Raw genomic sequence first — 23,653 nt, 5'->3', positions numbered from 1 at the left:
ATATTAGGAAAAGTATGAATCCTGTCGTTATATCAGTGTGCGTCATGCTCGTGTTAGCATTGATGCGCGTAAACGTGGTGGTTGCCCTCACGTTTAGTGCCATCGTAGGCGGCCTAGTCGCAGGCATGAGCCTTGGGGATACGGTTGCCGCATTTGAAAGTGGTCTAGGTGGCGGTGCAACTATCGCGCTAAGCTACGCCATGTTAGGTACTTTCGCTGTTGCCATCTCGAAATCAGGCATCACGGATCTACTGGCCAAAAGTGTTATCAAGCGCTTAAATGGTAAAGAAAACTCGGCGTCAACTACCGGGTTAAAGTACGCGGTGTTAGTCGCGCTCGTTCTTGTCACTATGTCATCTCAAAACGTAATTCCGGTCCATATCGCCTTTATTCCAATTTTGATTCCACCTCTTTTGGGCGTATTTGCGAAACTTAAGCTCGATCGACGTTTGGTCGCGTGTGTTCTTACCTTCGGTTTGATCACACCTTACATGATCTTACCTGTTGGTTTCGGCGGTATTTTCTTAAACAACATTCTATTAAAGAACCTACATGACAACGGTTTGGAAAACGTGGTTGCAGGCCAAGTCCCAACCGCCATGTTACTGCCAGGTGCAGGCATGCTGTTTGGTCTATTACTGGCTATCTTTGTTAGCTATCGTAAACCGCGTGTCTACAAAGAAACTGAGTTGACTGTCGTTGACGAAACCGATCATGTCATCAATAAAAAGCACATCTTAGTTGCGGCACTTGGTATTGTCGCTGCATTGGGTGTTCAGCTTTACACGGGTTCAATGATTATCGGTGCTCTAGCTGGCTTTATGGTGTTCACTTTCGGCGGCGTTATCGCATGGAAAGAGACGCACGACGTGTTCACTAAAGGTGTACACATGATGGCAATGATTGGCTTCATCATGATCGCAGCGGCAGGTTTTGCAGCAGTAATGAAGCAAACTGGCGGTGTTGAAACACTAGTACAATCGCTATCAACCAGCATCGGTGACAATAAGCCTCTAGCTGCACTACTGATGCTGATCGTTGGTCTATTAGTAACAATGGGCATTGGTTCATCGTTCTCTACGATTCCAATCCTTGCAACTATCTATGTTCCTCTTGCGCTAGCATTCGGTTTCTCGCCGATGGCAACGATTGCACTGGTAGGTACTGCAGCGGCGTTAGGTGATGCAGGCTCTCCAGCTTCTGACTCTACATTAGGCCCTACATCTGGTCTAAATGCCGACGGTCAACATGAGCACATTTGGGAAACAGTCGTTCCAACCTTTATCCATTATAATATCCCTCTAATCATCTTTGGTTGGATTGCAGCAATGGTGCTTTAATACTATTGTTTGGATGGATATACATTAGTTACGAAAAAGCCGCTCAATGAGCGGCTTTTTGTTATTCATAACTGTGGTTATTGCGCTGGCATATTGTCAATAATACGCTCACGAATCAGCTTCAAGGTTGGTTCTGTCGACAGGTAATCGATGGCAATCGGAAAATAAGCGTCGTTAATTTTAAGAACCAAGCTAGGGTAAGAGCTCACACCTAGGCTCTTTGCAAGGCTCAATTGATCTTCGAACACACCTTCTAAGAAAGAGCCATCCATGTCATTCTTGAATTGCTGAACATTCAAGCCAATTTCTCTCGCTAGTTGCAAGTGAGTGGCTTCTTCATGAGGAGGCATCGCACGTAAGTAATACGCATGCTGAATCGCTTCTAGCATCTGCTCATAAGAGTCTTGAAAGCCCGCTGCAATAACCGCACGACAAGATTGGTAAGTGCTTCTAACTGGCGTACAAAGCTTCCAGAAATCGTAGTTAAACTTAGTGCCTAACTGGCGCTCAATCTGCTTCCAAATACCTTCGAGTTTTTGTTGCATCTCGGGCGGCATCGGTAAATTAGTATCTGGCGCAAGACCACCAACCACATACTCAAACTGAATCACACCTGGCAGTTGCTGTTTTAGTTTATCCAGCGTTGGTTTGTAACCCCAACACCAACTGCACATTGGGTCATGCACGTAGTAAAGCTTTATGTTCATTCCACTAACCTAAAAAGAAAAAGGAGCCAGTACGGCTCCTTCGTATTCTATCGCTAAATGTGAGTATTTACGAATTACTCAGCTTGATCTTCAGCGCGCGCTGCTGCTTCTTTGATTAGAGGCTGCAGTTCACCTTTTTGGAACATTTCTAGAATAATGTCACAACCGCCGATAAGCTCACCTTCAACCCATAGTTGAGGGAAAGTTGGCCATTGCGCGTACTTTGGTAACTCAGCACGGATATCTGGGTTTTGCAGAATGTCTACGTAAGCGAACTTCTCACCACATGCCATTAGTGCCTGTGACGCTTGAGAAGAGAAACCACAGCTAGGTAGTTTCGGTGATCCTTTCATGTACAGCAGGATTGAGTTTTCAGAGATCTGCTGTTTGATTTTGTCGATAGTTTCCATCGCTTCCTCATTCATGGGTTTGAACTTTATTTATTTGCCACATTCTACTCAATAACGACAGAATAAAAACCACATAATTAATAAGGCTTAATTTTAGGTTGCTCATTGGCGAGCAATGCAGCACTTCACCACTGCTAACCTCTTAAAATATTTTCATATCGGGGTTTTAATAAAGTAAAAACTTGCTAAAATACTTAGCAAGTCAGCCTTAAAGGCGACATAGCTATAAAAAAACACTGGAAGCAATCGAAAGGTCATCCTTTCAAATCAATGGAGAATCGAGTAATGGCATTTGAACTACCAGCTCTTCCTTACGCGAAAGACGCACTAGAACCACACATCTCAGCAGAGACTCTAGACTACCACCACGGTAAGCACCACAACACTTACGTTGTTAAGCTTAACGGTCTTATCCCTGGTACTGAGTTCGAAGGCAAAACTCTAGAAGAGATCATCAAGACTTCTACTGGTGGCGTATTCAACAACGCAGCGCAAATCTGGAACCACACGTTCTACTGGCACTGTCTTGCTCCAAATGCGGGCGGCGAGCCAACTGGCGCAGTTGCAGACGCTATCAACGCAGCATTCGGTTCTTTTGAAGAATTCAAAGCGAAGTTTACTGATTCAGCAATCAACAACTTCGGTTCTTCATGGACTTGGCTGGTTAAGAAAGCTGACGGCTCTCTAGAGATCGTTAACACTTCTAACGCTGCTACTCCTCTAACAGAAGAAGGTACAACACCACTTCTAACTGTTGACCTATGGGAACACGCGTACTACATCGATTACCGCAACGTACGTCCTGATTACATGAACGGCTTCTGGGCTCTAGTAAACTGGGACTTCGTAGCTGAGAACCTAGCGAAGTAATATACTTCCCCCTAAGTTCAATTTAGTCTTATTCAAAAGCTCGCTATTTAGCGGGCTTTTTTGTTTCGCCTTCCCTAGCACCTTTAAGTAATTCCCTCTTTTACTAAAGTTTTTCTTATCCACGCCGTTAAAAGAGCATCGAGCGAGGAACATCATGCAAATTCATACGTTAGACAAAGCTGCAATTATCAACGAACTTCAGTTCGGTAATGGTATTAACCATGCCGTACACGAAGGTCGTCGTGCGGATTTCTCGCTGATTCTGTCTATGTTCTCTAATGATGTTCGCGATGTGGTCCCAGTTGAAGAGGTCCAGGAAGTCATCACCAGTGACAGTATTCTTCGCCAACAATTGGGTTTATCGCAACCTCAAGCTCTTCGTTCTGATAGCAGCAGCTATGAACTCGCAGCTGAACAAGCGAAACAGTTTCACGATGCAGGATTGCCTTCCGCAAAGCTGAGCCATTACCTAAAACCAGATGCGCTGACTTACCTACCTGAAGACACATTCAACCTACCAGAGGAGGTTTATCACAACCTATCTGGTCATGAGCGACGCAGATTGGGCGAACGCAACAAACAACTGATCCCAGATGCTGGGCTATATAATCAGCTAGTGACGGCTCAACGTCAGCATCAAATTCAAGCTAAAGCATAGAGATCCGCTTTTTATCCAATAGCTTGCAATACCTACACGTCAGAAATGTGACGTCTTACAAATTACCGCACAATAGTCCTCACTCGAAAGCGTTAGTTTGAAGCCTTTCACACTGAACCCAACGAATTTCAACCATGCTATTAGCACAAACCACTGGTGTATTGTTTTTCACATATGGATACAGTGAAGGTGCTATGGATATCAAAGAATCAATTATTCTCGTCACGTCTGCAGGTTCGGTTATAGGAAGAACCTGTGCAAATCACTTTGCTCACCTTGGAGCAACGTTGATTCTTTGTGACCAAAATTCTAGCGCTTTGAGAGCGAGCTATGAGCAAATCAGCGCTTTCACTGACAAAGTGTATGCGATGAATGTGTGTAGTGATAACACAACGTCCATTAACTTATTGTTTGATCAGATAGAATCACAGCTACGTGCGACACCAGATGTGATTGTTAATTGCTGGACCAGCTCCCCTATGCCTGGCTTAATGGCGCCAGAACCAATGAGTACTTACATTGATCACTTGTCGTCTGCGGCACGCTTCCTTTATACCTACGGCCAAGTAGGAGCAGAGCGCTTTCGAGCCAGAAACAAGAAAGGCGTCATTGTTAACGTCATTTCTCATGACAACCATGAAGACTTTACGGGCGTTGAAAGCATGGCGGCGTTGGTGTCAGGTTTTACTCACAGCTGGGCAAAAGAACTCACACCATTCAACATTCGAGTGGGCGGCGTTATTCCCTCGGTAAATCATACAAAAGAAGAGCTAAACGAGAGGCACTGGGCTGAGATCCAAGACGAACTAGTCCGCAACACAGCATACATCGTCGCGAATGAATACTTCAGTGGCCGAGTAGTTGCGACCGAAGTGTAAGCATACACAGCAACTCTGTTTTCCCAAGCCAGATGTAACTCCTGCACCAAAATAAAAAAAGCCCCAGTCATTTGACTGGGGCTTTAACCTTTTCCCGATTAAGGTTCCGTGCTAGCGAAAACCTTGCTCACTCGATTTTTTAATTACGCGTCAGCTTTTTCTTTCTTTGCTTTAGGTGCTGCTTTTGCTGCTTCTTGGTCTGCTTTCTTCTTGATAACAGTTGTACCTTCGAAAGTTTCGCCTTCAACAAATGCTTTACCGTAGTAAGAAGCCATCAACACATCTTTAAGTTCGCTGATTAGAGGGTAACGTGGGTTCGCACCAGTACATTGGTCATCGAACGCTTCTACCGCTAGCTCATCCAGTTTCGCTACGAAATCTGATTCAGCAACACCTGCCGCTTGGATAGACATTGGGATGTCTAGGTTAACTTTTAGTTCATCCAACCATGCTAGTAGACGTTCAATCTTCTGAGCAGTACGGTCACCTTCTTGGCTTAGGCCTAGGTGGTCAGCAACTTCAGCGTAACGACGACGTGCTTGTGGACGGTCGTATTGAGAGAACGCAGTTTGTTTAGTTGGATTGTCGTTCGCGTTGTAACGTACCACGTTAGAGATAAGTAGTGCGTTAGCTAGGCCATGTGGCAAGTGGAACTCAGCACCCAGTTTGTGAGCCATTGAGTGACAAACACCTAGGAATGCGTTCGCAAATGCAACACCAGCGATAGTAGCTGCGTTGTGTACTTTCTCACGAGCGATTGGGTCATTTGCACCGTTCGCATAGCTTGATGGTAGGTACTCTTTTAGCATCTTAAGTGCTTGAAGAGCTTGGCCATCTGAGTATTCGTTAGCAAGAACAGAAACGTAAGCTTCTAGAGCGTGAGTTACTGCATCGTAACCACCAAATGCTGTTAGAGACTTAGGCATGTTCATTACTAGGTTCGCATCAACGATTGCCATGTTTGGCGTGATTTCGTAGTCAGCTAGTGGGTATTTAGCACCAGTCTTGTCGTCAGTAACAACCGCGAATGGAGTAACTTCTGAACCAGTACCTGAAGTTGTAGTGATACATACAAGCTCAGCTTTTTTACCCATTTTAGGGAACTTGTAGATACGTTTACGGATGTCCATAAAGCGCATTGCTAGTTCTTCAAAGTGAGTTTCTGGGTGCTCGTACATTACCCACATGATTTTCGCTGCATCCATTGGTGAACCACCGCCTAGCGCTAGGATAACGTCAGGTTGGTAGCTAGCCATTTGAGCCGCACCTTTTTCTACTACAGACAGTGTTGGGTCAGCTTCAACATCGAAGAATGTTTGAACTTCCATGCCTTGAGCTTTCAGTAGGCTTACTACGTCATCTGCGTAACCGTTGTTGAATAGGAAACGGTCAGTTACTAGGAATGCACGTTTCTTACCTTCTAGGTCGCCCAGCGCGATTGGAAGGCTACCACGACGGAAGTAGATAGACTTAGGTAGTTTGTGCCACAACATGTTTTCAGCTCGCTTCGCTACAGTTTTCTTGTTGATTAGGTGTTTAGGACCTACGTTCTCAGAGATAGAGTTACCACCCCAAGAACCACAACCTAGCGTTAGAGATGGCGCAACGTTGAAGTTGTACAAGTCACCGATACCACCGTGAGTAGTCGGGATGTTGATTAGGATACGAGCTGTCTTCATCTTGTCACCGAAGTAACGGATACGGTCAGCGTTAGTATCTTGGTTAGTGTAAAGACCAGATGTGTGGCCGATACCACCAATCTCAACCATAGTTACCGCTTGAGCAACCGCGTCTTCGAAGTTGTCAGCACGGAATAGACCTAGAGTTGGAGATAGTTTCTCGTGAGCGAATGCGTCATCGTGAGATACTTTGCCCAGACCTTCACCAACAAGAACTTTAGTGTCTGCTGGAACTTTAACGCCTGCCATTTCAGCGATTGCTGCTGCTGGCTGACCTACGATTTTGGCGTTTAGCGCACCATCGATAAGAAGCACTTTACGAACTTTATCAGCTTCTGCTTTGCTTAGGACATAAGCTTTGTGAGAAGCAAAACGCTCTTTCACTTCGTCGTATACTTCATCAACTACGATTGCAGCCTGCTCAGAAGCACATACTACACCGTTGTCAAAAGTCTTGGACATAAGGATAGAAGCAACAGCACGTTTGATGTCTGCTGTTTCATCGATAACAACAGGAACGTTACCTGCACCTACACCGATTGCTGGCTTACCAGAAGAGTAAGCGGCTTTAACCATGCCTGGACCACCAGTTGCAAGGATAAGCGCGATGTCATCGTGTTTCATTAGAGCGTTTGAAAGCTCAACAGAAGGCTGGTCGATCCAACCGATGATGTCTTTTGGTGCGCCTGCTGCTACTGCTGCATCTAGAACGAGTTTAGCTGCATCGTTAGTTGAGTTTTTCGCACGTGGGTGTGGTGAGAAGATGATACCGTTACGAGTCTTCAAAGAGATTAGAGATTTGAAGATCGCTGTAGAAGTTGGGTTAGTCGTTGGTACGATACCGCAGATGATGCCTACAGGCTCAGCGATAGTCATAGTACCTAGGTTGTCATCCTCTTCTAAGATGCCACACGTTTGTTCGTCTTTGTATTTGTTGTAGATAAACTCAGAAGCGAAGTGGTTCTTGATTACTTTATCTTCAACAATACCCATACCAGATTCTTCTACCGCTTGTTGAGCTAGCGGGATACGGGCCTGGTTAGCTGCAAGCGATGCTGCACGAAAGATTTTATCTACTTGCTCTTGAGAGTAAGTAGCGAACTCTTCTTGCGCTTTCTTAACGCGAGCAACCATTGCATCTAGTTCAGCCATATTAGTTACAGGCATAGGGAATCTCCTAAAATTAACAAATATTAAAAACTTTTTACTAAGGCTATTACTTATCGTTTTTACTGTTTATCAGTCACTTAGAAAACAAACGTCTTAGTAAATTGCTTTCAGGACTGAGTATAATATTTCAGAGTGTGAAAAAAATTGACTTGGATCAGTTCTCACCACCTAAATACTACCAAAGTGGTGCCTCATCACACCAAAATGACATAAATCACTGATAAACAAATAAATTAACTTTCATTTTTTATTGAGTAAAAAAGAAGCAAATGGACAAATAAATAAAAGAAACTACAACAACCTGTAAAAAAGTTTCATTTTTGACCAACAAAATTACATGTAGGCCCAATTCTTTGTGCTACTGAGAGTATATCGAACCGAATACATCTCTCTACAAACCACCTTGGTTTTTATCAAAAATGTGCGAATGTTAACGTTTATGTAAAACAGTGCAATTTATCAGCAACTTTATACGTAACATTTCCTTTCCAGATTAGATACAGTTTATTAAAGAATTAGTTTTTCTCACTTAAATGGCAGGGAATGCGTTAGTTTTTTTCATTTCTTACAACCTAACTTTTGCCTTACATTACGCCCAAATTACCCCTTCTCCTTTTCACTAATGTGAACTTTGATGAGTACGCAACATGCAAACTTTTGAACTTGCTATCTTCTTGCAGTTTTTTCTCGGTTTGGTCGCCGCAGTAAACCCTGTTGGTATCATGCCTGTGTTTGTGTCACTAACCGGGCATATGACACCAGACGAAAAGCGCAATACGGCAACAACAGCAAATGTGGCTGTTGCGATCATCCTGATCATTTCGCTTTTTGCTGGTCAGTTACTGTTAGACATGTTCAGTATTTCTCTGGATTCGTTTCGTGTGGCTGGCGGGTTGCTATTACTTAGCATCGCATTCTCGATGATGAGCGGTAAACTGGGGGAAGATAAGCAGAACAAACAAGAGAAAACGGAATACGTCAGTCGTGAACAGATTGGTGTGGTCCCTCTTGCAATGCCTTTAATGGCAGGGCCTGGTGCAATCAGTTCGACTATTGTTTATGGTGCACGCTACCCAAGCATGTTCGATACCGTGGGCATTAGTATTACGATTGGTTTGTTCTGCCTTTGTTCATGGCTATTGTTCCGCTCTGCCCCATTGATCGTACGATTTTTAGGTCAAACTGGAATCAACGTCATTACTCGTATCATGGGTTTGATATTGGGCGCGCTTGGCATAGAGTTCATTGCGAATGGCTTACGCAACTTATTTCCAGGATTAGCCTGAGTTTCTATAAAATTGTATGATAGAGCGATTCAACAATGGATCGCTTTGTCATGACGACTGACTCTCTTAAACATACTCTATATGTCACCATTTTTGGTACTCATACCAAAGCTGGTAAAACGTTCGATATTGCTCTCATTATCGCGATCATCAGCTCGTTAATCGTACTGGTGTTAGATTCGATACCCTCCGTTCGGGCCGAGTGGGAAAAAGAGCTGAAGTTTATTGAATACACATTTACTGGCCTATTCACGATTGAATACCTTCTAAGGCTTTATTGCTCTCCTAAACCTGCCGCCTACGCAAAGAGTTTTTATGGTGTCGTCGATTTACTTGCGATTTTGCCCACTTATTTAGCACTCTTCTTCCCATCCGCTTCGTTTATGGGTGTGATCAGGGCGCTGCGAGTGATGCGAATATTCCGCATACTCAAGTTAGTCCGATACCTCCAAGAGTCCAATATCCTCTTACGTTCACTGCTTATGGCGCGCAGAAAGATTTTTATCTTCTTTAGTTCCGTCGCCATTATGGTAACGATTTTCGGCTCGTTGATTTTTATCATTGAAGGACCTGAAAACGGATTTACTAGCATTCCTAAGAGTATTTATTGGGCGATCGTGACCATCACAACGGTTGGGTATGGTGACTTGGTCCCTCAAACAGACCTAGGTAAAGGGCTTGCATCACTCACCATGTTACTGGGTTATTCCATTTTGGCGGTACCTACAGGTATTTTCACTGCCGAACTGCACCAAGAGATGCAATCGCACAAAGTATTGGTGAAATGCCCAAACTGCTCCCACGCAGGGCACGACTCTGACGCAATTTACTGTAAACATTGTGGTAGTGAACTGGCCGATCCAGACAAAAGAGTCGTTCGAACGGAAGACGACGCATGAAAAAAGAGCTCCCTAAGGAGCTCTTTTATTTTGTCATCAAATAAAGGATTGATGTGATTATGCTTTCTCAGACAGAATAATTCGCAGAGTACGACGCAATGGCTCCGCAGCACCCCAAAGCAGTTGGTCACCAACAGTGAAAGCATTTAGGAAATCATCACCCATTGCCATCTTACGTAAACGACCCACTGGTACAGACATTGTGCCCGTAACTTTTGCCGGTGTTAGCTCTTGAGCAGTGATGTCACGGTCGTTAGGAATCACTTTCACCCAATCGTTATGAGTGGCGATGATTTCTTCGATTTCGTCCATTGGTACATTTTGTTTAAGCTTGATAGTAAGTGCTTGAGAGTGACAACGCATCGCGCCAATACGCACACAAGTACCGTCAATTGGAACAGGTGAACTTTGAGAACCCAAAATTTTATTCGCCTCAGCGCCCGCTTTCCACTCTTCTTTACTCTGACCATTATCGCGCTTCACATCGATCCATGGGATCAACGAACCAGCTAGTGGCACACCGAATTTATCTGTAGGGAAAGAGCCGCTGCGCATTGTATCCGCAACTTTCTTATCAATATCTAGGATAGAGCTTGATGGGTTTGCAAGTTCAGAGCTCACAGAGTCATTGATAACGCCCATTTGCGAGATCAACTCACGCATATTTTGCGCACCAGCACCAGATGCGGCTTGATAAGTCATTGCGCTTGTCCACTCAACAAGGCCTTTCTCAAATAGACCACCTAGCCCCATTAGCATTAAACTAACCGTACAGTTACCACCGACAAATGTGTTCGTGCCACCGTGGATGCCTTGTTGGATTTGCTTTAAGTTCACTGGATCAAGTGTGATGATCGAATCTTCAGCCATACGTAGCGTAGAGGCCGCGTCAATCCAGTAGCCTTTCCAACCAGCCTGACGAAGTGCAGGGAAAACTTTTTCTGTGTAGCTACCACCTTGACAGGTGATTACCGCATCAAGCTGTTTTAAGCTTTCAATATCATACGCGTCTTGCAGTAAGCCTGCGTCTTTTCCTAAGTTAGGAGCAGGAATACCAACTTGAGAAGTACTGTAGAATACTGGTTCGATTAGGTCGAAGTCTTTCTCTTCAACCATACGCTGCATAAGGACTGAACCAACCATACCGCGCCAACCAACTAAACCAACTCTCATCGTATTAACTCTCCATGTATTAAAAAACCTACCCCATAGTTAATTTTTCACAGCAAAATCTCAACCCCTATTTTGTAAATAAGCGCGTTTTTTAACCTTTTCCTCTGAAAAACCGGGTTACACGAGATTTTTTAGTGTTTGGTTTGCTGTTTTAACCATTTTTCAAGTAGGGAAAGCACTTTAGTCCCCTAATTGGTCTTACCACTCAATGAGAAAATAACACATGAAGCACAATAATTTCACATTACACAACATTTAAAACCAAAAAAGTTAAAACAAACTAACAGTTAATTTCACAAGCAAACGTTTTTACCGACGAACATCAAGATAAAACACCAAATGTTCGAAATATAATTTTTGTTAATGTATGTTATGCGCGATTACAACAAGGAGCGCCTTCCTCTATTGCTCCAAGATTGACAGAGGCACATATGAAGCAAGTTACACCACGCCTACCAAGCTTGATACAGGTATTTATCTCGCTCGGTTTATTTCTCCTGCTGGCATTTTCGTTCACAGCCAAGCTAGACCTACCGATTCAGCTAGCGCTATACATCGGTTGGTTCATTGTCATGATATTGGGCATAAAGCTTGGCCATCAGTATAAAGATCTGGAAAAAGCAGCACTAAATGGCATTTCCAATGGACTTGGAGCCGTTTTAATCCTTTTGGCCGTTGGCGCGCTTGTAGGTACTTGGATCTCTGGTGGTATTGTTCCAACCATTATTTACTACGGCCTTAAAGCAATCCACCCTTCCATCTTTTTGCTCGCGACCATGATCATCTGTTCATTGACTGCGCTAGCGACTGGCACATCTTGGGGTGCGGCTGGCACGGCAGGTATTGCAATGATGGGTATCGGTCAAGGTCTTGGTGTTCCTGCGCCAATCACTGCAGGTGCCGTACTTTCAGGCTGTTACTTTGGTGACAAAATGTCGCCTCTATCGGATTCAGTAATCCTTGCTTCATCTATGTCTAACGTTGAAGTGATGGAACATATTAAAGGCATGTTGCCGATAGCACTCATTAGCTACATTATTACAGGCATTATGTTTACTGCATTTGGCTTCCACTACGCAGGTCAAGTTGACATGAGCCAGGTAGACTCTGTCATTAAAGCGATGGAACAGCAGTTCTACATCACCCCTTACTCATTTGTTCCTGTGATCATCGTATTGTCACTTCTAGCGATGCGTATGCCTTCATTCCCAGTGATCAGTTTTGGTTCTCTGCTAGGTATTATTTGGGCAGTGATGATCCAAGATGTCGATTTCCTAACCGCGTTCAACACGGCTTGGGCTCCGTTTGCAATCTCATCTGGCGTAGATTTCATTGACTCAATCCTTAACCGTGGCGGCATGTCTTCAATGCTTGGGTCGGTAGCGGTTATCGTATTCGGCCTTGGTTTTGGCGGTCTACTAGATAAAGTAGGCGTGCTAGAGACTATCGCGAAGCTGTTTGAAAAACGCGTTCAAAGTGCAGGTTCATTGGCAACAAGCACAATTGGTACGGCCTTTATGGGCAACGTATTTGGTTCAGCGATGTACGTTTCACTTATTCTGACCCCAAAAATCTGTGCGAAGAACTATGACCGTCTAGGCTACAAACGTAAGAATTTGTCTCGTAACGCAGAATTTGGCGGCACGCTAACCTCAGGTATGGTCCCTTGGAGTGACAACGGTATCTACATGGCCAGCATTTTGGGTGTTGCTACACTGTCTTATGCCCCGTTCATGTGGCTGAGTTTTGTATGTATCATCGTAACGATCTTCACTTCTTACATGGGTTGGTTTGTTGATAAGTGCGAACCAACAGCAGAAGCAGTTGAAGAAGCTGAAGGCGAATTGAAGCAGCAAACCGCTTAACTTCGTAGAGATAGGAAGAACCTCCCTTCCGAATTCAATACTAAAAAAGAGCGCTTTAAAGCGCTCTTTTTTTATTTCCAAAGCAAATCGTTAGCTTTGTTTTACTGGCGTTTTTACGGCTGCACGCTTCCCAAACCAATAGCCCAAGCCAAGCGGTGCAAAGAATATAACGGCAATGAACAGAATAAAGTAGATGATGGTACTTTTGACAAGTTCAATCAGCTTAGTCATTGCGAGATTCACAACCTCTTGCGACACTCGATCCATATCTTGAGCAAACTTCTCGCGCTCATGGGTAATGATCTGTGCGATTTCTTGACGTTCTCTGGCAACCATCAGCTCTATAGCTTGGCGTTCTTCACCCAACTGAGATAAACGCGCCTCCGTCCTTTGATCGATATCGTCAACCAAAGGTTGTAACTCCAGCGCCATTTGTTCTGCCAAATAACGCATGTACTCTGGGTTGTTATCGATAAAATCCCTCATCGAATCAGCGGTAACTTGCAAACTATTGAGCGCCGCATTGACTTTTTCGATACTGGCAGAGCTATTCAAGGCCAACAACTGCGCTTTCCACGTCATAATTTTTGGTGTCTGTTCTGATACCAGACTTAGACGATCAGAGACATCCCCAAGTGCTTCTGGCATCGTGCCTAGCGTTTTAACGGCTTCCTCTTCGCTAATTTGGTTTGCATCTAACCACCCACGGTAAGCCGGAGTCCTAATCATGCTTAAATCAGCGAATGGATGCTGCTTGGCGAACTCTGCAACAAACGTTTGTGTCTTGATGTATGCTTCTTTCTTCAATAAAGATTGAGCCAGTTTATCTACCTCTTTCGCTAAATAAACGGAAACTAACTTGGCCTCATCAGACGCAAAGAGCTCATTACCAGAAGCGGTAGTAAAAAACTGTTCCATTTGTAGCGTGAAAGTCCATGTATCAATCAGTGCAGCCATTGGGGACACTTGGTATGCAGAAGCTTGGATGCCTTCTTCAGCATTTATCTTCCAAAGTAAAATATAAGATTGATGAACTTTATCATGAGGCTCATATTGTTCGTGTAGTGCGTCTGCTGCTTGCTCAACCTGAGCAAAAAACTGCTGCGCATACTCACGAGTCAAAAGACGCATATTGAGCTCTTGTTTGGTAAGAGGGACGGTTTGACTCTCGATCTTGACTTCGAGCAGGGAGCACCCTGAAAGCATCATAACCAGCCCTATCAACATCATTGAAGACATTCGGCGAACGGACATGAAAACACCTTTAACAAATTGTATAGAACAGGAATAAAGCGAACTAAGTCATATAGTTCGAGCCTTTATTACCTCAACTCTTATGACATTAAGTCAGAGCAATATCAATCTGTTAGCGCTTCTGTTATCTTTTTACTATTGAGAACATTATTAGCAAAAAGTATGGTTTGTTTTAGGACATCATCTAAACATGCCAACTTCTCTTCCGGCACTTTTTGCCCTTGTTTAATCAACAGTTCAATATCACCCGAAATACAGTGCAATGGCATTGCACCTAAACTCCCTGAGACCCCTTTAAGACTGTGTGCGGCTCTTTGCGCTTGCTCTTTATCCTCTTCTAACAGCTGATACATTTTAGTGCCATCGCCAGAGTGATCCTGAATAAAGACCTCCAGTAACATCCGCACAGCGCCCTCGTCACCAGACAGAGAATCTAACATTTTATTGATATCTATGTACGGCTCACGTTCCACTACTTCCACTTGTGATGAATTCACCTCATTACAGCTTTTTTCGTTCATTTGGACGTTTTGAAAATTTTCTGACTGAGCTGAGGGAACAGTGTTAGCTCCATTTTCATCATCGCCAACTTGCTCTGACTTTTTATCATCGGTTCTGGGTAGTGGTATCGGTTGACTCGTTTTTGGGGAGAAGGCTCCCCATGAAATGAGGAAAAGGAGCAAACCACTGATTACAGACAACCAAACAATAAAAGTCATTAGCTTCTGTTCCAACTGATCATTTATCGAAGTTAACTGGTTCGGGAAATCTGGATTAAGCAGTTGATTGGATAAATAACTGCCCTGTGCCTGAGCAGATAGTGCGCTTGAGGTTTGAGCAAGCTGGCGCTGAAGAGCACTTCGCTCTTCGGGAGAGAGCGTCTCTGATTCAATAAAAAGTCGGTCTAAGTCACGGTAAGTATCGCTATTCGTTGCAGAGTCACTAAAGACAGACTCAAAAACAAGCGCACCTAAGCGATAGTACATTGCCTGAATTTGCTCAGAGTTTTCTGTTCGAGCACGGCTGCTTCGTAACTGTTCTGCTAACGAAACCAATTCACTGTCACTTCTTACAAAAGCTCGAGCACTTTCTAAAAATCGGTCGGTCGTATAAAGCAATTGAGTGATGTCTGGTGTGATTTTCCCTTCAGAAAACTCACTTTCAAGCTGTAAGCGAACTGCATAAGCCAACTGAAGTTTCAGTGAAATTTGGTCGACGTGTTTAACACGGTAAGGCAGATCGAAGTTAAAAAAGTGCCTGACTTCTTCAACTTTACTTCCTAACTCATTTACAGTCGAAATCGTTTGAATCGTTTGTTTGGCTTGCAGCCAAATGCCAAGTGCTAAAACACACCACAAAACGAACCAGAACCAAACAAACCGCCGTATTCCTTCTTTTAGCTTCAGCAACACTTGCCCCTCGCATATCTCCATTAATTACAAGCATATACTATGGATGTTTCTTATTCACATAAAAAAGAGAGCCGTTTGCTCTCTTTATTTAACGATATGATTTTAATTGCGACTTAACTGATCTTTTAGATTTGGAGGCGTCCCTTTAATCGTTAAGGTATCCGTCTCTGGATCATAAAAAATACGCTCGCCAAGTAAGAGACTATCGAAGCTAATATTCAAACCACCACCAGCTCCAACAAATTTAGTCAGTTTGCGAACCGTCGCACGATCACCTGGGAAAGACTCTTCAAGTTCGTACCCTTGCTCTTTGGTAAAATCCATAAAGCTTGTGCCATCTTGGCTTGGAGGAAGTTCTCCAGAAAGCTCTGAGATTTGAACTTCATCACCGGATTTAATTTGCTCATTGCAGTAGTCGTAAACTTGTTTCTTGTACTCGTTCACTTCTTGCTTTTCTAGCTTCGAGTCAGCACAAAAATCATCCACCGCCTGCATCAACACTAAGTTTTGTTGTTTAGTATCTAAGCCAATATCCGCTTGCAGAAAATCTAGGAAGAAGTCCGCCACTTTACGGCCAACGCGTCCTTTAATGTATTGCAGATAACGATTGGATTCCTTGTCGGTCTCGTAGCTCGACAGGTCGATGCGTGCGGCAATATCCATTTTGGTGATATCTAAGTAATCTGTCGCACTGATGTCCAAACCTTTGGTCACTTTTAAACTCTGATTCATTGGTAAGATACCGATGAACAAGTAGTCCGTTGCTAAACTCTGATACTCAGCGAAAACCAAGATACCTTCATCCGCAAATGGGTACTTAATCAACTCTTCTTTCAAGCGATTTGCACTAATTTGTGAGAAGTCGTAAAAATCTCGCTCTCCTTTGCGCATTTCTTGAAGCCAAAATTGAAATTCGCTGTCTGACTGGAAAGCGCCAAAACCTTTACCAGCTTTAGAATGGAATACTCGGTGAAGCTCAGCGACTAAGTTTTCTGTAGATGCATCGTTCTCTAATGATGCTGGACGAAAGTTTACAACCAGCTCGTCCTGATCGTTTTTGCACAGTTGATGCAGAATAACGTTTGAAAGATGAAGACTCATAGTGATTTTATCTTGCTACAAGGTTTTAGTTGATGGGCATTGTAGGTTATCATAAGCCGCTTTTACTATCATTATTAGAGTCTTTATGCCGATTACATCTAAATATACTGACGAGCAAGTAGAAAAAATTCTTGCTGAAGTAGCAACAGTTCTTGAAAAACATGCTGCTTCTCCTGAGTTGACGCTAATGATTGCCGGAAATATCGCAACCAATGTCTTAAATCAACGTGTTGCTGCTTCACAACGCAAAGCGATTGCTGAAAAATTTGCTCAGGCGCTAATGTCTTCTTTAGAAACACCAAAAACACACTAATCACGGACAATAGAACACATACATGGTAGACAGCGGAAACTCATACGGCGAACGTGTATCTCGACTAGTTGGTTGGGGTCACTGGTTTGCATTCTTCAATATCGTTGCATCGATGTTGATAGGCACACGCTACATTGTTCAGTCTCCTTGGCCCGAGACGTTACTTGGTCAGTTTTATCTGGCGGTTTCTTGGGTTGGTCACTTTGGCTTTCTAGTTTTCGCACTTTACTTGCTTGTTCTATTCCCGTTGACGTTTATCCTGCCATCGCGGAAGTTGTTCCGTTTGGTGGCAGTGATTTTCGCAACCGTTGGGCAAACCATATTATTAATTGATACCCAAGCGTATCAGTCGATCAATTTGCACTTAACTCCCGTTGTCTGGGAGTTACTATTCAGCGAAGACAAAAGTGCACTCAGCACTGACCTACAACATTTATTTGTTGTGATGCCGCTGATCTTCCTTATTCAACTCGCACTATCCGAATGGGTATGGCGAAAACAGCGCAAACTATCTCATAAGCACGTAGGACGCCCTCTCGCGGCCGTCTTTTTCCTCAGCTTTATGACCAGCCATTTGGTTTACATTTGGGCAGATGCGTATTTTTACAACCCAATTACTAGCCAGCGTTCAAACTTCCCGTTGTCTTACCCGATGACAGCGAAGAGTTTTATGGAAAAACATGGTCTACTTGACCGTGAGGAATACCTAAAACGTTTAGCAGAAAACGAAGGCAACGTAGAGTTAGTCAACTACCCTCTTGAAAAGCTTGAGTTTAACCGCCGAGTTAATAAGCTCAATGTGTTGATGATCAGCATAAACAATTTACGAGCGGATGCGCTGAACCAAGAAGAGATGCCTAACCTCTATGAGTTTGCTGAAAACAATCAGAACTTCCGTAATCATTACAGCTCAAGTAATGATACATACGGGGCCTTTGGTTTGTTCTATGGCTTACCGACCAGTTATGCATCAAGCATCAAGGCGCAAGGTGCTTCCCCAGTATTGCTCGATGTACTGAAAGATCAGGGCTACAACTTTGGTTTATTCAGTGGCAGTGGGTTTGAAGATGATCTCTACTCAGAAATTATTTTCCGCGACTTGAACTTAGCGGAAGACCTAGATGGCACGCAAGCTCATACCGATAAACAATCTATCGCAAACTGGAATACATGGTTAGCAGAGAAAGCAAGTCAGCCATGGTTTAGTTACATCGAAGTCACCACCGTTGATAATTTTGAATCGATTCCTTCAAATAATGACGAAGAAATGCCCGCAAGTGAGCGATTCAAAAAAGCTTATGAATATGCAGTGAAGTCGGCGGATAGAACTATCGCAGGTATTATTGATGAACTAGAAACGACGGGACAACTGACAAACACCATCGTAATCATCACTTCTAATCACGGTAGTGAATTTAACGAAACCAACACGAACAGCTGGGGAGCAAACAGCAACTACAGCCGTTATCAATTACAAGTTCCGATGGTGATCCATTGGCCTGGAATGCTAGCTGGCGAATTTAATCACAGCACAAGTCACTTGGACCTCTCAGTTACACTGTTGCAAGATATGCTCGGCGTATCTTCCAACCCATATGATTACAGTAGTGGTCGCAACCTATTCGATGAAAGTCGTCGTCGCTGGATCTTGGCGGGCGATACTCGCGAGCTTGCCTTAATTACTAGCTCGCAAACCACAGTGATCGATAAGTTTGGCAACTACAAGCTGTATGACAAAAACTACAAACGACTTAGAGATGATGCACCGAAGTTGCCAGTTTTGATGCAAGGTTTAACTGAGTTACAGCGTTTTTATTCTAAAAACGATTAATACCTAGCAATCCATATACTATTCAAACTCCCCTTTTTGGGGAGTTTTTGTTTATTTAAACAACACAAACCACAAATTTGCGCAGTAAACATCCAATCAGTTCAACTAGGGGTTTACAACATTTTCAAAGCCTTATATTATGCGCCTCAACAACGGAGAGATGGCTGAGTGGTTGAAAGCACCGGTCTTGAAAACCGGCATACGTTAATAGCGTATCTAGGGTTCAAATCCCTATCTCTCCGCCACTTTTAGAAAAAGCCCGCTAAGAAATTAGCGGGCTTTTTCGCATCTCCAGACTTAAAAAGATTTGTACAAATCACTTACCACTTCTTGAACGCAACTAAGCACTCCGCCACACTCCGAAAGAACCCACAAAAAATTAATGCCCTTTTCGTTCGTTCCAGTGTTGAATCAATTTGATATTTACATCTAGTTGTATCTACTCATCAATAAAGACTTCTTTAGCGGCATTGATAAGCTGCAAATGGATTGGGACGAGGTCAGCATGATTCGTTCGATATCCACCTCCAACGACAGCTGCGACAGGGATACCTCGAGATTTCACTGTTTGCATTAAAAATCTATCACGTTCTAAAATCCCTTGAGTCGACACATCAAAATATCCAAGCTCATCGTCTTGATGTATATCGACACCAGCATCGTAGATAACTAAATCAGGGCGATGAAGATTAAGTGCCATATCGACCACTTCTTTAAACGCCATTAAAAAATCCTCATCACCTGTTCCTCGCACCAAAGGCACATCGAGGTCAGACTGAGGCTTCCTCGCTGGGAAGTTTTTATCACAGTGGAAAGAAAGCGTGATGATATCTGGCTCATCGTCACATAAAGTTGCTGTTCCATCCCCATGATGAACATCACTGTCAATGATCAATACTTTATCGACATGCTCAACTTCGAGTGCTTGCCTAGCCGCGATCACTAAGTCATTAAATAAACAAAAACCACTGCCAAACCCTTTGTGTGCGTGATGATACCCACCACTCAAATGAATGGCCACACCGTACTCAAGTGCCTTTTTTGCGGTCAGAGCCGTGCCCGCTGCTGAAGTTAGCGTTCTGGTAATGAGAGACTCACTCCAAGGAAAACCTATTCGGCGCATCTTCGCAGCTGGCATGTTTCCACTAACAAGTAGCTCGACGTATTCCTCGTCATGAACACGTTTTACTTCCCCAACAGTTAATGCTTCGGGCTGGAAAAACTGCGCGTGCTCTTTCCAGTTATCTTTCTCTATATGCACCAATACCGATTCATAGAGGTACTGGTATTTCATAATTGGGTAACGATGCCCCTCTGGCAACTCAAGTTGAGAATAAATCGGGTGGTAGATAAATGGCAGCATGAGAAATTCTTAATAACAATGGTAACGAAATAGTATCAACTTCAAGGGTTGAATAAAACGCAATTTAATTGATAATGATTTTCAATATCAATTAAATTTAATATACATATGAATTCTACTTTCTTTGCTATTCTCGGCGCACTGTTTGGCTCTCTTTGTGCTCTGTCCCTATTTTCATCTCTTGTTGTTGGTGCGTGGTGGTTGGTTGATTTTATGGTGCTTAGCTAACACAATGACTTTCAACTGAAATCAAAAAAACATAGGTGTTTGTATGAGTCAAACCGTCTTTATTACCGGAGCAAATCGCGGCATTGGCCTTAGCTTAACTGAGCTGTACCTGAAGCAAGGCCACCAAGTACATGCTACTAGCCGTTCCTTAGAGAACAGTTCAGAACTACAAACTCTAGCCTCACAATTCAGTAATCTGGTTTTGCACGAACTGGATGTCACTCACTACGAACAAGTCGCTAAGCTTGCCGATAAACTCCCTGCCATCGACTTACTCATCAATAATGCAGGATATTACGGCCCCAAGGGATATGGCTTTGGAAACACTGACGTAGAAGAATGGCGTAAAGCCTTCGAAGTAAACACCATTGCACCGTTAAAACTGGTTGAGCACTGTTACCCTCGCTTACAACAAGGCAAGATAAAAAAGATTGCTTGTATCTCATCAAAAGTGGGGAGCATGACCGAAAATACGTCCGGTGGCGGTTATATTTATCGCTCATCGAAAGCGGCGCTTAACTCGGTTGTGAAAAGCTTAAGTAATGATTTAACACCTGAAGGATTTACCGTTTTAGCGCTTCACCCTGGTTGGGTAAAAACGGCGATGGGTGGGCCAAATGCTTTGATAGATACGCAAACCTCCGCGCAAGGCCTAGCGAACGTGATAGAGCTGAGCACACCGCAGCTTTCAGGTCGATTTATTAACTACGATGGTACTGAGTTACCTTGGTAGCAGCATTAAGACACAACCATCACTAAACCAAATACCATCAAAGCCAGGCTTCATAATCGTGACTTGGTTGGCAAACATAATGTTCATCAGTGATCCACCAGCATAATTCACGCAATCTAACTTGAATTTATCTACATCCAATCCAGACTTAGGAAAAAGTAGAACAAATAAGGAGAAAGCACGATGGCAGCAGATAGGGATTTGGTTAATTTTAGCGAAGAGCACGAACTAAATTACTGCTTGAGAAGTGCTGGTAAACGCCAAACTCAAGCGAATCGAGATACATTAGTTGACTTGGGCAACCAGGTGAAAGAGGTACTGGACAAACGCGTGTTAACTCAAGGTGAAGTAAGAGGCGCGATCCAAAACCACGGTGACCTGTTCGAGTAATCTATTTTCAAGCATGCGCGGTGTTTAATTACACCGCGCTTGTCATATGCCTGCTTACCTTTGGTTGCACGAGATTTAGTCGCGCCACCATTCTTTGAATAACTGCGCTTTTTACGTTTAAACGCAGGACGTTCCACCTTGGGTAGATGACGTAATGAATCAGGGATAGGGCCTGCTTTTACTTGTGCCATCAAGCTATCAATGCGTTGTTCCAGTGCTTGCATGAACGGCTGATATGCTTGATTTCTCTCTGCCATACCTTGTAACTGGTGCTCCCAATGAGCCGTCATATCAGGGTATGTTGAATCTTCTGGCAAGGCATGAATGAGACCTCTTCCCGCAGGAGAACTGAGAATTGACTTACCTTGACGCGTAAGCAGTTGGCGTTTGAACAGCGTGTCCAAAATACCAGCGCGAGTCGCTTCCGTGCCTAGCCCATCAGTGTCACGAAGGATTTTTTTCAGTTCTTTATCCGCAACATAACGGGCGATCCCGGTCATCGCTTGCAACAGCGATGCCTCGGTAAAATGCTTTGGTGGCTCGGTTTTTCGGTCTTTTATTTCCCCTTCACGACAAGTTAACACGGTGCCTTCGGGTAGCGGTGGCACGGCATCAATACCTTCATCTTCCTTGTCAGTTTTGCCCATTAGCGCTTTCCAACCCGGCGAAACTAACTGACGACCTTTCGCGACAAACGTACCACCAGCGATATCGAAAACCAATTTCGCTTCTGCGTAAACCGCCGCCGGATAGAACTGCATGAGGTACTGGCGCGCAATCAATTGATACACTTTCATCTCATTGCCGGAAAGCGCATTCACATTAGCTTGCTTCGGTGTAGGGATAATCGCATGGTGCGCATCCACTTTTTTATCGTTCCAGGCTTTGGACTTTAATGTTAAGTCTGCTCCCTGAACGGCAACTTGCAACTCTTTTGCGTTATTCGCAATAGCAGTTGTCACCGTCCCTGCTTGTGAGTAGTGTTCCATTGGTAAATAGCGACAATCTGAACGCGGGTAAGTGATCAGCTTGTGCTTTTCATACAATGCCTGACAAGTATCTAGTACTTGTTGCGCACTCATACCATAGCGCTTCGCGGCATCGATCTGTAAAGCAGATAACGAATAGGGTAATGGTGCTGATTGCTTGGTTTGCTTTTGTTCCGACTCTGTCACTTTTGCGGGTTGATTTGCAATACGGTTTGCAACATTTTCCACCAACTTACGGTTTAACACTCGACCTTCTTCGTCCTGCCAAGGCTTGCATGCCTCACTTGGCTTCCAACGAGCACGAATATCAAAAGTACCATTGGCATCTTGATATGGGATCAGAGCATGTAGGGTAAAATAGTCCTTCGGGACAAAGTTTTCGATTTCTTCATCACGACGCACCACTAAGCCAAGAACTGGCGTTTGCACTCGCCCTACCGAGAGAACACCTTGATACCCTGCTTTTTGACCAAGCAAGGTATAAGCACGAGACATGTTCATACCATACAGCCAATCAGCCCGAGAGCGGGCCAATGCTGAAACTGAAAGTGGGATAAACTCGCGATTACTGCGCATAGAACTGAGAGCACGTTTAACCGCAGGTAAGTTCAAGTCGGAAATCAGCAAACGCTGTGTGGATTCCTTCTTGGTTTTAGATAACTTGCAATAGTCGAGAACTTCATCAACTAACAGCTGACCCTCTCGATCTGGGTCTCCTGCATGAATGACTTCATTAGCTTCTTTGAGCAATTTACGAATCACGGTTAATTGCTTACTTGCACTTTTCCTCGGTCTGAGCTGCCATTGCTGCGGAACAATTGGTAAATCTGCCATATTCCACTTTTTATAACGCTCATCGTAAGCGTCGGGTTCGACTTGTTCGAGTAAGTGGCCGATACACCAAGTAACGATATCCCCGTTCCCACAGCGGATGAATCCTTGATCTTTCTTTTGAGGGTTTGGCAGTGCAGCGGCAATCGCACGGCCTAAACTTGGTTTTTCAGCAATAAACAGACGAGACATAACGTTTTGGAAATAAATATAATTAGGGCCACATTATCGAATGTAGCCCTAATAAATCAAGAAAAACTGTATAAATAAACA

General features: G+C 43.7%; 19 protein-coding genes, 1 tRNA gene and 1 pseudogene. 12 read left to right on the top strand and 9 right to left on the bottom strand.

The features are described from left to right. The first annotated feature begins 14 nt into the window (after window positions 1-14). On the top strand, window positions 15-1,340 hold the full coding sequence (locus tag R7P74_RS09515; protein WP_025767202.1) for a Na+/H+ antiporter family protein: 1,326 nt from the start codon (window positions 15-17) through the stop codon (window positions 1,338-1,340). A 77-nt stretch (window positions 1,341-1,417) separates the two neighbouring features. Here the strand turns inward: R7P74_RS09515 and R7P74_RS09510 are convergent, their stop codons facing one another. Further along, the gene (locus R7P74_RS09510) at window positions 1,418-2,047 is read right to left on the bottom strand and encodes a DsbA family protein (RefSeq protein WP_132936849.1); all 630 of its coding nucleotides are present in this window, start codon (window positions 2,045-2,047) and stop codon (window positions 1,418-1,420) included. 74 nt (window positions 2,048-2,121) lie between these two features. Continuing rightward, window positions 2,122-2,457 (bottom strand): Grx4 family monothiol glutaredoxin, encoded by a 336-nt coding sequence (locus R7P74_RS09505; RefSeq protein ID WP_017635833.1) that lies wholly within the window; start codon window positions 2,455-2,457, stop codon window positions 2,122-2,124. 285 nt (window positions 2,458-2,742) lie between these two features. Here R7P74_RS09505 and sodB point away from each other — a divergent pair, with 285 nt between their 5' ends. The 3 genes from sodB to R7P74_RS09490 all read left to right on the top strand — a co-directional run bounded on the left by sodB (window position 2,743) and on the right by R7P74_RS09490 (window position 4,863). Further along, window positions 2,743-3,327, top strand: coding sequence for a superoxide dismutase [Fe] (gene sodB, locus R7P74_RS09500; protein WP_005396533.1), 585 nt, complete (start codon window positions 2,743-2,745; stop codon window positions 3,325-3,327). A gap of 154 nt (window positions 3,328-3,481) precedes the next feature. After that, the gene (locus tag R7P74_RS09495; protein ID WP_033907342.1) at window positions 3,482-3,985 is read left to right on the top strand and encodes a VC2046/SO_2500 family protein; all 504 of its coding nucleotides are present in this window, start codon (window positions 3,482-3,484) and stop codon (window positions 3,983-3,985) included. A 134-nt stretch (window positions 3,986-4,119) separates the two neighbouring features. Next, a complete protein-coding gene (locus R7P74_RS09490) occupies window positions 4,120-4,863 on the top strand; it encodes an SDR family oxidoreductase (RefSeq protein WP_005380732.1) in 744 nt (247 codons plus the stop codon). 143 nt (window positions 4,864-5,006) lie between these two features. On the opposite strand, the gene adhE is transcribed toward R7P74_RS09490, so the two are convergent. Continuing rightward, entirely contained in the window at window positions 5,007-7,709 is a 2,703-nt protein-coding gene (gene adhE, locus R7P74_RS09485) for a bifunctional acetaldehyde-CoA/alcohol dehydrogenase (RefSeq protein ID WP_005380731.1), read from the bottom strand. A gap of 650 nt (window positions 7,710-8,359) precedes the next feature. Between adhE and R7P74_RS09480 the strand changes: the two genes are divergently transcribed. Together R7P74_RS09480 and R7P74_RS09475 are read left to right on the top strand one after the other, a co-directional pair. After that, a complete protein-coding gene (locus R7P74_RS09480) occupies window positions 8,360-8,998 on the top strand; it encodes a YchE family NAAT transporter (RefSeq protein WP_005380729.1) in 639 nt (212 codons plus the stop codon). Between the two features lie 35 nt (window positions 8,999-9,033). Beyond that, window positions 9,034-9,897 (top strand): ion transporter, encoded by an 864-nt coding sequence (locus tag R7P74_RS09475; protein WP_005380728.1) that lies wholly within the window; start codon window positions 9,034-9,036, stop codon window positions 9,895-9,897. Between the two features lie 57 nt (window positions 9,898-9,954). Here R7P74_RS09475 and asd read toward each other — a convergent pair whose 3' ends face one another. Next, window positions 9,955-11,070, bottom strand: a complete 1,116-nt coding sequence (gene asd / locus R7P74_RS09470) for an aspartate-semialdehyde dehydrogenase (RefSeq protein ID WP_005380727.1) — start codon at window positions 11,068-11,070, stop codon at window positions 9,955-9,957. 431 nt (window positions 11,071-11,501) lie between these two features. Between asd and nhaC the strand changes: the two genes are divergently transcribed. Next, window positions 11,502-12,935, top strand: a complete 1,434-nt coding sequence (gene nhaC, locus R7P74_RS09465; protein WP_005380726.1) for a Na+/H+ antiporter NhaC — start codon at window positions 11,502-11,504, stop codon at window positions 12,933-12,935. A 90-nt stretch (window positions 12,936-13,025) separates the two neighbouring features. On the opposite strand, the gene R7P74_RS09460 is transcribed toward nhaC, so the two are convergent. The 3 genes from R7P74_RS09460 to yejK all read right to left on the bottom strand — a co-directional run bounded on the left by R7P74_RS09460 (window position 13,026) and on the right by yejK (window position 16,702). Then, window positions 13,026-14,189: a chemotaxis protein gene (locus R7P74_RS09460; RefSeq protein ID WP_213969713.1), complete on the bottom strand. Its 1,164-nt coding sequence runs from the start codon at window positions 14,187-14,189 to the stop codon at window positions 13,026-13,028. 104 nt (window positions 14,190-14,293) lie between these two features. Then, window positions 14,294-15,622 carry an Hpt domain-containing protein gene (locus tag R7P74_RS09455; protein ID WP_262634232.1) on the bottom strand — a complete coding sequence of 443 codons (1,329 nt, stop codon included), beginning with the start codon at window positions 15,620-15,622 and terminating at the stop codon, window positions 14,294-14,296. Between the two features lie 81 nt (window positions 15,623-15,703). Further along, window positions 15,704-16,702, bottom strand: coding sequence for a nucleoid-associated protein YejK (gene yejK / locus R7P74_RS09450; protein ID WP_318122816.1), 999 nt, complete (start codon window positions 16,700-16,702; stop codon window positions 15,704-15,706). An 85-nt stretch (window positions 16,703-16,787) separates the two neighbouring features. On the opposite strand from yejK, the gene R7P74_RS09445 reads away from it, so the two are divergent. The 3 genes from R7P74_RS09445 (at window position 16,788) to R7P74_RS09435 (ending at window position 19,091) form a co-directional block, all read left to right on the top strand. Beyond that, window positions 16,788-17,015 carry a YejL family protein gene (locus tag R7P74_RS09445; RefSeq protein ID WP_005380722.1) on the top strand — a complete coding sequence of 76 codons (228 nt, stop codon included), beginning with the start codon at window positions 16,788-16,790 and terminating at the stop codon, window positions 17,013-17,015. Window positions 17,016-17,037: 22 nt separating this feature from the next. After that, a complete protein-coding gene (locus R7P74_RS09440; protein WP_005380721.1) occupies window positions 17,038-18,846 on the top strand; it encodes a DUF3413 domain-containing protein in 1,809 nt (602 codons plus the stop codon). Window positions 18,847-19,000: 154 nt separating this feature from the next. Continuing rightward, window positions 19,001-19,091: transfer RNA gene (locus R7P74_RS09435), tRNA-Ser, on the top strand. A gap of 194 nt (window positions 19,092-19,285) precedes the next feature. Here the strand turns inward: R7P74_RS09435 and R7P74_RS09430 are convergent. Continuing rightward, the gene (locus R7P74_RS09430) at window positions 19,286-20,209 is read right to left on the bottom strand and encodes a histone deacetylase family protein (RefSeq protein ID WP_225473376.1); all 924 of its coding nucleotides are present in this window, start codon (window positions 20,207-20,209) and stop codon (window positions 19,286-19,288) included. A 271-nt stretch (window positions 20,210-20,480) separates the two neighbouring features. Here R7P74_RS09430 and R7P74_RS09425 point away from each other — a divergent pair, with 271 nt between their 5' ends. Together R7P74_RS09425 and R7P74_RS09420 are read left to right on the top strand one after the other, a co-directional pair. Then, window positions 20,481-21,170, top strand: a complete 690-nt coding sequence (locus R7P74_RS09425) for an SDR family oxidoreductase (RefSeq protein WP_017635826.1) — start codon at window positions 20,481-20,483, stop codon at window positions 21,168-21,170. Between the two features lie 183 nt (window positions 21,171-21,353). Beyond that, window positions 21,354-21,560 carry a hypothetical protein gene (locus tag R7P74_RS09420; protein ID WP_005380717.1) on the top strand — a complete coding sequence of 69 codons (207 nt, stop codon included), beginning with the start codon at window positions 21,354-21,356 and terminating at the stop codon, window positions 21,558-21,560. A 47-nt stretch (window positions 21,561-21,607) separates the two neighbouring features. Here the strand turns inward: R7P74_RS09420 and R7P74_RS09415 are convergent. Next, window positions 21,608-23,572 (bottom strand): annotated as a pseudogene (locus R7P74_RS09415) (DNA topoisomerase III); the annotation flags it as partial. Window positions 23,573-23,653: the final 81 nt, after the last annotated feature.

It is taken from the genome of Vibrio sp. 2033 (genome assembly GCF_033339735.1).
The sequence above is the reverse complement of the archived record's forward strand: the minus strand, read 5'-3'. Positions and strand labels throughout refer to the sequence as shown.